Annotated in this window: 11 protein-coding genes; 3 read left to right on the top strand and 8 right to left on the bottom strand. The window is 64.3% G+C overall.

All coding sequences use genetic code 11. The features are described 5' to 3' along the window. Window positions 1–38: 38 nt before the first annotated feature. From QUV35_RS07130 to QUV35_RS07095, 8 genes are all read right to left on the bottom strand, one after another. The gene (locus QUV35_RS07130; protein WP_300871999.1) at window positions 39–1,523 is read right to left on the bottom strand and encodes a hypothetical protein; all 1,485 of its coding nucleotides are present in this window, start codon (window positions 1,521–1,523) and stop codon (window positions 39–41) included. Beyond that, window positions 1,520–1,879: a hypothetical protein gene (locus QUV35_RS07125; protein WP_300871996.1), complete on the bottom strand. Its 360-nt coding sequence runs from the start codon at window positions 1,877–1,879 to the stop codon at window positions 1,520–1,522. Before QUV35_RS07125 ends, QUV35_RS07130 begins: the two co-directional genes overlap by 4 nt. After that, the gene (locus QUV35_RS07120; protein ID WP_300871993.1) at window positions 1,876–3,030 is read right to left on the bottom strand and encodes a PDZ domain-containing protein; all 1,155 of its coding nucleotides are present in this window, start codon (window positions 3,028–3,030) and stop codon (window positions 1,876–1,878) included. The genes QUV35_RS07125 and QUV35_RS07120 overlap by 4 nt, the downstream gene beginning before the upstream one ends. Before the next feature lie 11 nt (window positions 3,031–3,041). After that, entirely contained in the window at window positions 3,042–3,884 is an 843-nt protein-coding gene (locus QUV35_RS07115; protein ID WP_300871991.1) for a hypothetical protein, read from the bottom strand. Next, window positions 3,877–4,464 (bottom strand): hypothetical protein, encoded by a 588-nt coding sequence (locus tag QUV35_RS07110; RefSeq protein WP_300871990.1) that lies wholly within the window; start codon window positions 4,462–4,464, stop codon window positions 3,877–3,879. The genes QUV35_RS07115 and QUV35_RS07110 overlap by 8 nt, the downstream gene beginning before the upstream one ends. Before the next feature lie 332 nt (window positions 4,465–4,796). Then, complete coding sequence (locus QUV35_RS07105) at window positions 4,797–5,858, bottom strand: AAA family ATPase (protein ID WP_300871987.1); 1,062 nt, start codon at window positions 5,856–5,858, stop codon at window positions 4,797–4,799. A gap of 181 nt (window positions 5,859–6,039) precedes the next feature. Next, complete coding sequence (locus QUV35_RS07100; protein ID WP_300871984.1) at window positions 6,040–6,477, bottom strand: polymer-forming cytoskeletal protein; 438 nt, start codon at window positions 6,475–6,477, stop codon at window positions 6,040–6,042. Window positions 6,478–6,957: 480 nt separating this feature from the next. After that, the gene (locus QUV35_RS07095) at window positions 6,958–7,545 is read right to left on the bottom strand and encodes a response regulator (protein WP_300871982.1); all 588 of its coding nucleotides are present in this window, start codon (window positions 7,543–7,545) and stop codon (window positions 6,958–6,960) included. A 226-nt stretch (window positions 7,546–7,771) separates the two neighbouring features. On the opposite strand from QUV35_RS07095, the gene QUV35_RS07090 reads away from it, so the two are divergent. The 3 genes from QUV35_RS07090 (at window position 7,772) to QUV35_RS07080 (ending at window position 12,662) form a co-directional block, all read left to right on the top strand. Next, complete coding sequence (locus QUV35_RS07090) at window positions 7,772–8,152, top strand: hypothetical protein (protein WP_300871980.1); 381 nt, start codon at window positions 7,772–7,774, stop codon at window positions 8,150–8,152. A gap of 426 nt (window positions 8,153–8,578) precedes the next feature. Continuing rightward, window positions 8,579–10,405, top strand: a complete 1,827-nt coding sequence (locus QUV35_RS07085) for a TolC family protein (protein ID WP_300871978.1) — start codon at window positions 8,579–8,581, stop codon at window positions 10,403–10,405. A gap of 7 nt (window positions 10,406–10,412) precedes the next feature. After that, window positions 10,413–12,662, top strand: a complete 2,250-nt coding sequence (locus QUV35_RS07080) for a type I secretion system permease/ATPase (RefSeq protein WP_300871976.1) — start codon at window positions 10,413–10,415, stop codon at window positions 12,660–12,662. Window positions 12,663–12,671 lie beyond the last annotated feature (9 nt).

Here is a 12,671-nt window from a genome sequence, read left to right as displayed (position 1 = left end):
GATCGACCCCGTTCAAAAAAAGCATCCACAAGAGCCGCTCATGGCGCATGCCGCTGCGAAGCCTGAACTTGCTGCAAACGCCTGGAGAGGTTTCTGAGCTCCGCCTGCTGTCGCGCCAGCTGGTGTTGCAGCTCGAACTGCAGCGCGACCAGGGCACGGCGCGTCACCAGGGGCTGCTGCCCTCCTTCGGCGAGGTTCTGGGCGCTCCAGCCCTGCCACCGCTTGAGGCAGGCCATGCCGGCAGCGAGCAGTTGCTCGAGCCGCTCGGCAGCGGCGAACCGCTCTTCACCGGCCGGGCTGTCGTCCAGGCCAAACGCCATGTTGAGTGCGCCTTCCCGCGCGCGCCGCAGCAGGCCTTCGAGCTCTTCAAAGCTGGCCTGTGCCTGCTCAAGCAGCTCGTTGGGCTGGACGTCTGCCCCTTCGACCAGGGCCCGCACGCGCCGCTCCAGGCTCAGACTCGACTCGATGGCGCTGTCCACCGAGCGCCGGGCTTCCAGCAACGCCTCATCGACCACCACCGGCACGGCGGCTGCGACGGTCGCAGGTGCAACCGGCGCGGCGGGTGCCGGCGCATCGGACAGCTGGAGAAAACCGGGCAGCGCCCGCTCGGCTTGCGGCTCGCTGCCCAGGCCCGGCAACTGTTGCCATTCAAGGTCGTCCACCCGCGGCTCGATCGGAAACGCCGTTTCGCTAACGTCGCTCACCGCTTGCACGGGAGCGGACCGGATGCCCCGAAAGCGCTCGGGGCGCACCGGCTCTTCAATGGGCTCGGTGCGCCGGCAGGCCCACAGCCCGAGCAGCACCACGCCGACGATGGCGGCCAGCGTCAGCACGAACTGGGCGGGCAGTGGCCAGGCTCGGGCATCCGCGACGGCCGACTTGTGGGCCTCGCCCAGCAGCACCAGAACCTCGGTCCGGCGGGCCTCGATCCGGTCCACGGTGGCCAGCGCCGCACGCAGCTGCTCCGCTGCGTTGTCCACCCCGAGCAGGAACGGGTCGGGCTCCGCACCCGGCTCGACGACTGGTTTGCGGGCCGCCAGAAACGCCCTGAGGCGCATCAGGTCATTGGCCGGCCCCGCGGGCGCCTGCAGGTTTTGCTGCAGTCGGTCGAGTTGCGTATCGGTCGACTCCTGATCGACCATCTCCTCGAACAGCTGCTCAAGCACGACCAGCTCCTTGAGATCGCCCTCGAAAGCTGCGACGTCGGCGCGCAATTGCTGCAAACGCAGGCGCTGGCCGTGCAGGCCGATCAGGCGCCATTCGTCCTGCAGGCGTTCTTCCATCTGCTCCACGACACGGCCCAGCAGAGCCACGCGCTTGACAAACGCCGGGTCCAGCAACGCGGGGCGCAGCAACAGACCCGAGGCATCGCTGTTGAGCTGTGCCATGTCTGCACCGAGCAGCTGGCGCGCCTGGCGCATTTCGCCCAGCAGCAGAACCCCGATCAGAAGGACCAGAACGGTCAGCCAGACCAGGATGGCGCCCGGATTGAACCGGGCACGGTGGGAGGAGGATGGGCTCATGACGAGAGGGGGTCCACAGTGGGTAAGAGGGTTCTGGAGAGCACCGCGGGGCTTGGCGACTGGACAAAGCCGAGCACCTCACACACGGCAAACGCCAGCACCGGTTGTTCGCTCCCGGCGGGAACCACCGCCCAGGCCGGCTCGGGGGAAGGCAAGGCGCCCGGGAGGAACGCCGCGGCCGAGAGCACCGCCACCGGACCGTGGTCGGTCTGGGCCAGCAACAACGGCCCGCCCTGGGCATCTGACCCCGACCAGCTGACCCGGACCAGCAGGCCCACACGGGCCACGGCGGCCAGCGGCAGGTCCAGAAAATCGGCGCCGATGCGAACCCGAAGACTGCGGGTGAGCTGGCTCATGACAGCGCCCACCGGGCCTTGATGGCCAGGGCGATGGCCACCAGCGCGGCCAGGGCGGCGGCCCACAGCGCCAGACCCAGCTGGAACAGCGTCTCGCTCTGATGGGCCTGCAGACGGGCCAGGGTGGTGCGGTGCGCTTCCGTGGCATCGAGCAGCCGCGTGTGGTACCAGCCCAGCAGGTCCTCGCTGCGCACATAGCCCTTGCTGTCGGTGGGCACCGCCGCCAGCGACGACAGGTTGGCCACCAGCTCCTGCGAGATCAACAGCAGTCCGTCAACATAGGCGCGGCGCCACTCGGAAGCCTGGGCGTTCACATAGGTGGAGCGAACCTGCTTCGCCAGCCGGCTCACATCGGTGCGGCCGAGGTAGCGGATGTGATCGGGCACACCAAACATCAGCCCGTGGTTGGTCATGTCGAACGCTGCGTCCTCATCGAGTTCCATGAGGACACGCAAAGACTCCGTTCCCCGCTGCAGCGTGAGTTCAACCGATTGCTGCGGGGTCTCGGTGATCCCCTTGTAGAGATCCCAGACGAAGTCCGCCGGTCTGACGTTGACGCGGGTCACCCGGTCACCGGCCATGACGCCTGCGCGCGCGGCCGGGGAGCCATCGACCACCGATTGAACCAGGGCAGGCGTGGAGCGAAGCACCTCTTCGGAGCGGGCATTCTCGAAGGCGGCAATGTTCTGGAACACCCGCACCAGACTGTCTTCTTCGGGAGACAACAAACGCAGGACGTCCTGGTCCAGCGCCTGGGAAGAAAACAACCGCGTGTTGGCCAGCACAGGGTAGTGCTTGAGTGACGGCACGACCAGGCGCTGGGAAGAGATCGCATGACCCGTGGACAACACGGCCCAGGCAGAGAACATGATCCAGACGGCGAGAGCGGCGCACCCGGCCAGCGCTGCCACCGACATCCACTGCCCGGTGCTGCGCAAGACCGGTGGCGTGCCGGTGGTCGGCGCATCCGGACTGCTGGCGGACTTGCTGGCGCCGGAGGTCGGCAGCTGGAGCCGTTTGCGGAACTCCTGGATCAGGAGCGAGGAACGACCCGGCGCGCCGATGGCGGCGGCAACCTGCTTGCTGCTTGGGGGCAGCGAGGTGGGTTTGCCCAGTGAACCGCCTGAACGGCTGAAGCCGACAAGAGACATGACTTTCTGGATCACAGGCCCAGCCTCCGGGTGAACAGGTTGGCATCCAGGCCAAAGTCATCGCGCATTTTTTCGAGGTCCCGGTATTGAGAGTGAAGAAGAAGGGTTTCGCGGCGCTCGTCCATCAGCAGCCGGGATTCGACCAGCAGGTCCACCCAGGGGCCAGGCCGGTGACTGGAGACGGTGGCCTCCACAATGTTCAGCCGCTGGGGGTCCGGAACCACGCGGGCGGTGAGCACCGGCTGCTCCTGGTCATCAAAGAGGCTCAACTCGTCAAACACGGCGCGGGAGAGCTTGAAGGTGCGACCCGTGATCCGCATGGCGCGTCCAAAACATTCAAAGTCGACCACGCAGTGGGATGAAGCGGCATCCAGCACCAGAACCGGCCCGGGCTCGATGCCCACCAGACGGTGCCACTCGCGATCAGCCTGCTGCGCCTGCGCCGACTTGCGGGGCAACAGACGCAAGCTCTCGAAAATTTCGTGCACCGTGTGCGGCAGGCGCATTTCAACGGCCGACTGGCGCAGCAGCCCGGCTTGCGATTCCATGCGCACGCGGGCCGACGCCGTCTGCTGGCGTGTTGTCTGCAGCCGCTCGCGAAGGCTGCCCTGCAAGCGGTCGTACTTCTCCAGGCTGCCCAGGGTATTGCGCAAGGCCTCCAGGGAGGCCTCGTCGGTTGGCTCGACACCATCCCGGGAGAGGGCCTGGCGTTCGGCACGGGAATGTTCTGCCTGGCGACGTTGCCGGCGAATCTGGCGCAGGCCGATCACCCACACCACACAGAACAGCGTGGCGAGTACCCAGGCCACCTGGTACCCGGGGCGCAGCGGGAAACCGAGCAACCACTCAAGCATGCAGCGTCCCCGGGCCCGAAGGCCACTGGCCCGTGACCAGCCACTTTTTGAAGCGTTCAGGCAGGTCAGGCGCATCGGGTGCAGCAAATCCCAGGGAGAGGTGCTGGTTCAGTGCCGACATCACCACCTCGGTGCTCGATTCGTCCATCACGGGGTCCTGCCGGTTCAGCACCACCGTGATGGGGACCGCCGCTGGCACGACCAGCGAGACAAAGTCGGGCGCAAGCATGCACTCGGCGGCCTGGGCCCACGAGACACTGCCGGCGGGATAAACCCCTTCGAGTCCCATCGATTCGGAACTGATGGAGACGCCGGAGAGGACCTTGCGACCCAGCACGGTACCACCCAGGTACAGCAACGCCTCGGCGGCCTGGGTGGATCGTCCCACCTGGCCATAGGGCGGCGCGTCAACACCCAGAAAGGGAAACAGGGCCAGCACGCCCCGGTCGTCCAGCCCTTCCGGATGACTCGCGGCGGCCAGCAGCAGCGTGCCCGCCAGGCCCACGCCCACGAGGTCGGACTCCTTGCAATTGCGAAGTCGCTCCAGATGGTCCTGCACCCGGCCCTTGCCCAACGTCATCTCGACGAATGGACACGGAAACCGCTCCGCGGCCCTGAGGAGTCCGTTCGAAACCGGATCAGGCAAGCTGGAAAACGTGACCAAGGCGCAAGATCTCACGCAGTGTTTACTTTCGGCGAACAGAAGCACAAATAAATCAGGACCTGCAGGACCCCCGGCTTGGACGGTTCCATTTCCAGGGTGGCATTCAACCTGACCACCCGGAAGGCAAATCGCATTTTTGTGATTTTAGCGAGTTTTAACAAATGACAACCAGAGCCGTGCGGATTCAGGTTCGGCGTGGAAGCGACGATTCATGACCCTCGGGCGCCGTCGGCGGAGCCGTCTCGGGGTCAGAACCGGCCGGTCCAGCGCGACAACCAGCCTCTGGGCGCGGGCACTGCCATCGCAGCGGGCTGCCCGGGCACGCTGGCCATGGGCGAAACCACTGGCGCAGACGGCTTCGGCGGTGGAACGACCGTCAGCGGCGGCCGGGCTGGCTCGGGGCTACCCGTCAGCGCGGCCATGAACGAAGCCGACTGGCCCTCTGATCGCCCACGACGCAGGTAGGCAGGCATGCTCACAGCGGCATCTGGCGACAACAGCGCCTGGGCGCCAACGGCGGTTGATGGCTTTGCGCAGCCAGGCGCCAGGCCGGTGTGGCCAACAAGGAAGACGCCGGGTTTGGGCGGCGGCTGAACAACAGGATGAACCCGCGCCGGCGTCGGCTGGCGCGTCAGGGCCGCGCCACTCCCGCGCGGCGGGCTGGCGGCGGTTCTGGCGCGCGGATCCAGCCAGATGTGCTGGAGCCACCCCAGCAGGGGCAACCAGCACTCTGCATCCGGATGGTCCGGGTCCTGGACCTCATCAAAAAAACTGCTGCCGGTGTCCAGATACGAGCGGTACCGCTCATCCTCAGGGATGACGGTGAGCAGTGGGATCTCCCAATGCTGATCTGTTTCCCGCCAGGTGTTGATGCGCGCACGGGACCATCGCATGCCCACCGCGACCAGTTTGCAGTGACCGGCCACAACCCGGGGATGCCGTCTCAGCTCGAGAAAAAACCGGACCGACGCCTCCCGGTCGAAGTAGGACGGACCGACAGGGACCACGATGGCGTCCACACGAACAATGAGCTTCGCCAGGTCAAGGTCGTACAGCGCGCCGGGCGTGTCCAGCACCACGTGGGTGGTGCCGCGCGGCGCACGCAGAACCGTGCCGTTGTCCACAGCCCACGTGACGATGGGCGCGGACCGCGCGTCTCGCCGCTCCAGCCAGCTGCGGGTGCTCTGCTGGCGATCCACGTCACCCAGCATCACCCGCCAACCGTTTTGGGCACACCATGCTGCGATGTTGGTGGCCAATGTGCTTTTGCCACTGCCGCCCTTGCGATTGAGTACTGCCAGAACAGCCATGAGCGACTCACCTGTGGGATGGGATGGAGTGCGCGTGGAGGCGGGCCGGACAGGCTGCCTGAGGCACCAGGCGCGAGCCCTCAGGCAGGTCTGACCATCCCCAGGGCGCGCCGCAAAAGACAAATATCGACATTGCACCGCACCCTGTTCAGGATCAGCGCAGGGACGGACACCGCAGGGATCAGGCCCGAACGGCCGCCAGTTCCTTGTCTTCCTTGACTTGGGGGGGCAGATCAAGAAGCCCGTTGGGCAAGTCGATCTCTTTGGCACTGGCGGCTGCAGGCATCGACTCGGACGGTCCGATCTTGCCGACCATGACGCCACCGCGTGCGATCTCGATCTTCCCGTAGGACGCCGTGCCGTGAACCTGGCCCGTGCTGCGAATGGTCAGCTGCTCGGTGGCGGAGATGCTGTCGTGCGTCGAGCCGTGAATGTCGGCAATGCGAACCACGACCTTGCCAACGACCTTGCCTTCGGTGCCGACCGTCAACTCATCAGCGGTCAACTCGCCTTGAATCCAGCCATTGATGGTGGCCTTGCCCGGAACGCTCAGCGTGCCCGTCACGGTCACTCCCTCGCCGATGGTGATGTTGCCGCTTTTCTCGCCGTCTGTGCTCATGATGATTGGAAGGATGGTTGGAAGAAGCACTGCCGATGGTGGATGACTGATTCAGACAGTCCTTCAGCAGGCACCAGAAGCCGGGCGGTCACTGGGCAAGCCCCGCCACACCCCAATTTCGCCATGAATATTATCACTTTCAGCACTTAAATCACTTTTAAAAAATCACAGCTGTGCGGCGACGGCATCGGTTTTTCGGACATTTGTCACAAACGTGGGAGTGCAGTCAGCCATGGTCCACGACCAGGAGGCCGCTCTGTCAAACATTTTCGGGCTTGCTGGCAACCTGTTGGCAGGTACAACAGGTCACGCAGAAGGGCGGCATGCGCCAGAAGGACATGCTGTGCCGCGCGATCCGCTCCCGGGGACTGCGCAGGCTTGCAAGAGGGTCGAGCGAGGTGAACAACCGCGTGGATGCGGTCAGGCTTGCGTCAAGCCACCGCCTTGGGGCTCAAAAGGGAGCGAGAGGCCTGAGCCCCTTCAGAGCTGGCGAATGGCGACCAGGGCGGCAAGAAAACCTTGAAGCCACCGCATGTCCACGGGCTTCTGGATCGTGACCGCCTGCGCGGGAAGACCGCCCCGCTCGGCAATTTCTTCTGCGGAAAGGCCCGTCATGGCCACCAGCACCATCGAAGAAAACGCAGGATTGGCCCGCAAGGTTCGAAGCAGCTCGAAGCCGTCGACCCCGGGCATTTTCAGGTCGGTGATGAGCAGGTCGGGCTTGATGGTGTGGATGTCGATCAGGGCTTCCATTGCAGAAGACATGAGGGAGCAGTCAACCGGCAGCGTCCACCCGTCGATGGTCGACTTGAAGACCTCCAGCATGGCAGCGTCGTCTTCCACCACCAGCACCTTGAGGTAACGGGTCTTGTCGGACGCCTCCGTCATCCCATGCTGGCGCTGGTAGTCCCGAATGGACTGCATGGAAATTCTTCGGTGTCCACCCTGCGTCTTCCAGGCGTGGAGTTCGTTTTTCTCGACGAGCCCCTGGATGGTGCCCACGGAAAGCCCGAGCAGCTTGGCCGCAAGGAATGTTCCGCAATAGTCTTCCTGTGTGGATGTGTTCATCTCATTTCAGCCAAAACGCAAGTTTTTTGAAGTTTAGCTGAAAGTTTCAAGAAATATGTCTTTCCATCTGTGGCTCGCAGGTTGCCGGACGCCCGCAGACCACCAAAGAGATCAGTTTGCCATTCCGTGACATATTGGCTGTCATAAACATCATTTGTGTCATATAAACTGTACCAACATGCCGTCTTGACCGCACGATCACCACCCGAAGAGAAAGCCCAGTGCCATGAACATGCCAGCCCTCAAAGACCTCCATCGTGCACACGACATCGATGCCCAGGATGGCTTGCCACCAAGTCATCCGGTCACGGCCGTCGGCGAGCTGGAGCTGGTGGAAAGCTACACCATCGAAGCCTCCGGCCTTCCGTTGACGATCTACAAAACGGCAGCGCTGGCGGCAGGAGACTGGATCCAGATTGACGATCTTGAGCTTTCGGTGGACGAAAGCCTTTCGGAAGATGAAGTGGCGCAATGCATCTTTGCCATCTGCGGCGGAGATCTGCTTGAAGCCAATGGCACGGGCGAAACGTCCAGACATTGGGTTTACTACAGCACCGACATGCGCGGTTTGCTGGGTTTGTCACCCAAGCTGGCAGCAACGGCCTGAAGGTGGCAACGTGAATCAAAACAACAGTTGCTCAGGCCGGTTCAGGTTGTCGCCGATTCGCCAACGGCGGCAAATTCGGCAGGCCAACGCATTCGATGGGGGTCCGGATTTCACCGTGCGCGGCGCAACACTGGGCCCAATGCATCCGCCACACCACTCGAAGAGAGGCGACGAACCCACCCCACGCATTGACAAGGTCTCCGTGAGTCTTTGTCTGCTCATTTTTCTTGCGCTATACATCTTCGTCCTCTGAGCTTTGGAACGGGGCAGCCAGGCAGACCTCATGAGGTGAGGTCGACGCCCTCAAGCACCACGCGAAGCGCCACATTTTTTATATTTTGTCTGACCACAAGAACAAAAAGCATTAATGCTGTTTGTTGGTTTTTTGACAGAAGAATCTGCCCAACCCACTATCCGTCACCCGCGATGCACCTCGACACACGACGCTCCGACCCCCGCGCGATCCAGCAGCCCGACACCATCCGCTCAACCCGGTTGGTCAAGCCTGCGTTGGGCTTGCTCGCGGCCCTGATTTCGATGGCCTGTTCGGCCCAGACAGGCTCTGCGGCGCTGACCCTGGAGGACGCACTGCGGATTTCTGCCATCGAGCACCCGAGTGTTCTGGCGCGTCGCAGCGAACGACGGGCTGCCGATGCAACGCTGGACGTGGCCGAACGACAGAAATATCCCAACCTCTCGTTTCAGTCCACCGGCGATTCGTTTGGTGGCAGGGCCAACACGGTTCGCCTTGAGCAGCCCTTGTGGTTGGGCGGGCGCATCAAGGCAGGTGTTGATTCTGCACGGGCCTCCATTCAGCAAGCCGACGCGGGAGTGCTTCAGGCGCAGATGGACATCATGCTCAAGGTGGTGGCATCGTTCACCGAACTTGGCCGGATCCAGGCACGCCAGGTGGCAGCCCGATCCAATGTGGAAGAACATGCCCGTCTGGCGAGGATGATCCAGCGCCGCGTGGACAGCGAAATCAGTCCCGCCAGCGACAGCACGCTGGCCACTGCCCGGTTCTCCCAGGCCCGTGCGGAACTCAACCAGCTGGACTCGCTTGCCGTGCGCGCCAGATCGACCCTGGGGCAGGCGATTGGCAAGTCGGTGGGCGGCATCGAACTGCCCGTGCAGCGGGACCTGTTTCCGTACACGCTGGACCGCATGATCCAGGCTGCCCTCGACTACGCGCCGTCCATCCGGCGTCTCGAAGGTGAAACCCAGGCGGCCACGGCCGAGATCCATGCGAGGCGCAGCGACGTCCTGCCACAGCTCAAGTTGCGCCTGGACCGCACGCAAAGCCGCTCCACGTCGAACACACAGGTGTACGTTGCACTCGATGTCCAGACCGGTGCCGGCATGTCGGTGCAGGCGTCTGTGCGGGAAGCGGAAGCCCGCAAGGATGCCTTGCAATCCCAGATCGACGCTGTTCGCAGGGAAACCATCGACGCGGTCAGCGCCGACTGGGCCGACCTGACTTCCTTCTCGGAGCAGGCGCGTGACCTCCAGAAGCAGGTGGAAACCACCACGTCGGTGTTCGACTCCTTCGTGCGGCAGTACGCCGTTGGCCGAAAGGGCTGGAACGATGTGCTGAATTCACAGCGCGAGGTGGCGCAGGCCCGCTTCCAGCTGGCCGATGCCACCTGGGGGGAGCTCAGGGCATCGATGCGCCTGCACCTGCTGACCGGGTTGATCACCGGCGAACACGTTGCGCTCTCCGGGCCCACCCTGCTCGATGGTGCGCTCGCCCCTGCGAAACCTGCGTCCTCGCTTGAAAGCCCGGCAGCATCAGCCGCCGCCGTCAATGAGCCGGCAGCGGCTGGCGCAGCACCGGTTTCACCGGTGCAGTCGATGTGGCAACGCATCACCGAGGTTGCCCCCCCCGCTGCACCTGTTGTTGAACCACCCGTTGCGCCTGCCATGGCGGCAGACGTACCGACGGCTCCCCTGATCAACCCGAGCGACAGCCGCGCAGACACCCGGGACGCCCCGGCGCCGGACAGCACGCCCGCCCCGCTCGCAACAGCACCCGAGCGCGAAGGTTCGGCAAGGCCGCCTGCAACACCCGACGCACCCAGGGTCTCACCCTGGGATCTCATCATCCTGCCCACTCCGCGGCCGCAGCTGGGAGCCATGACTTCACCGGTACCAACCATCGTGGTTGCCGAGTCACCGATAGAGTCTTCAACGTCTGTGAGCAACGACCGCCCGGTCGAGCCAGAGACGACTGCACCAGCAACTTCACCTCGATAAGGCTCCCATGGATACCAACCGTCAGGCGGAGACTGAAAACTCCGAGCTGAAAAGCCGGCTCGCGCTTTTGCTGGCCCGCATCGCCTCGTTGCAGGGACAGTCCGTTCCGTGGCACCGTTTCACCCTGGTTTCATCCACCGCCGATGGAGCCCCGCTGGATGACCTGTCGCCCGCGTCGCAGGCCATCGAGCTCTGGCGCTCGCGCTTCATGACGGGCGACGCCTTTCGCGCGTCATGGCCACTGACGGCCGGCATGACGCCCGCCCTGTGGATCGGTCCCGATCCGCAGGCGGTACTTCCGGTTCCAGGCATGCTGGTGATTCGCGGCCTGCTGTCCAGCGGTGCGATGAGCTGCCTTGACGCCGAGGGCCATGTCCACGAAATCCCTGCCGCACTGGCCAACAAGGGTCAGTTGGTCGTGTTGCGTTCCGACGAGGCCATTTCAGCCGACCGGGACGAATCTCGCCTGATCACCGAGGGGCGCAGCAGCGGCCAGCGCATGACGGCCAGGCAGTGGTTCAACCATGCCATTCGCAAACGCTGGCGTGTCTTCTCGGAAGGTGCCATTGCCACCCTCACGCTCAACGTGATCGCGCTCGCGTCCTCGTTCTACAGCATGCAGGTGTACGACCGGGTCATTCCAACCCAGGGCCACCAGACACTGTGGGTGCTCTCCTTCGGCGTGGGCATGGCCATCGTGCTGGAGCTCGTGATGCGGCAAGTTCGAAGCCGCCTGGTCGATCGGGCCTGCAAGGCCATCGACGAAGAACTCTCCGGCGTGTTCTTCGGCCAGGCCCTGGCCATCCGCATGGACATGAGGCCGCGCACGGTGGGCACGTTTGCAGCCCAGATCCGGCACTTCGAGATGGTGCGCAACTTCATGACATCCACGACCTTGTTCGTGTTTGCAGATGCGCCCTTCGCCCTCTTCTTCGTCGCCGTGATAGCGCTGGTGGCCGGCCCGGTTGCGCTGGTGCCCCTGGCCTTCATTCCGCTGTCGATCCTCGCCGGCATGGTTTTTCGCAAAAAGCTGGCGCGGCTGACCGAACTCCACATGGAGGAATCCAACCGCAAGAACGGCCTGCTGATCGAGGCCATCGACGGCATCGAGTCCATCAAGGCCGCGGGCGCCGAGTGGAAGATGCAGGACCGCTGGCGGCAACTCACCCGGGTGCTCGCACAAGACGAAATTGCGATCCGCGACCTGACCGGACTTTCAAGCAACCTCACGCAGACCTTGCAGCAGCTCAGCTACGTGGGCCTGGTTGCTGCGGGCGCGCTGGCCATCGGCAAGGGCGACCTGACCATGGGCGGCCTGATCGCCTGCACCATCATCAGCGGTCGCGCCCTCGGTCCCATTGCGCAAATCGCCAGCCTCATCGTGCAGTGGCAACAGGCCAAGGTGGCCCTCAAGGGGCTCGACGCCATCATGGCCATGCCGACCGACTCCATGCCCGGGGAACGCCGCGTGGTGCCGGACCACTGCCGTGGTCAGCTGCGCATGGAATCGGTTCGCTTCGCCTACGGCAGCGATCAGCCAGCCCTCTCCGTGGATGCGCTGAAAATCAACCCGGGCGACCGGGTGGCGGTGCTCGGCCCGGTGGGTTCGGGCAAGAGCACGCTGGTCAAGGTGCTCTCCGGCCTGTACCGGCCCACCGATGGTCGAGCCTTTCTGGACGATGTCGACATGGCCAACCTGGCGCCAGACTTCGTGCGCGAGCACGTGGGTTACCTGTCGCAGGACGTCCGGCTGTTTCAGGGCACGCTGCGGGAAAACATTGCACTGGGTCTGCCCTCCCCGACCGACGAGCAGATTCTCGAGGCGGCGCGTCTCACCGGCCTGGACAAACTGATCGCGTCCCACCCAAGGGGCCTGAGCATCGAGATCAGCGAAGGCGGTCGCGGTTTGTCGGGCGGACAGCGCCAACTGCTGGGTCTGACCCGCATGGTGCTGGCACGCCCACGGGTGATGCTGCTGGACGAGCCCACAGCCTCCATGGACCCACAGCTTGAAGAGCAGGTGGCCGAGCGCGTGTTCGGCATGCGCCCCCAATCGACAACCCTGGTGGTGGTGACCCACAAGCTGGCCATGCTCAAACATTTCACCCGCATCGTGGTGGTGGACAAGGGCCGGATCGTCGCCGACGGTCCTCGCGACGAGATCATCACGCGCATGAGAGGCGCGGCAAGCCAAGGCGCCGCCACCACCATTCCGGACAACAGGGCGGTCGCCAACCCCTCGGTTGCCACGGCCTGATCCACCACA

This window comes from Hydrogenophaga sp. (assembly GCF_030373225.1).
Lineage (GTDB): Bacteria > Pseudomonadota > Gammaproteobacteria > Burkholderiales > Burkholderiaceae_C > Hydrogenophaga.
This window is presented reverse-complemented; position numbering and strand designations above follow the sequence as displayed.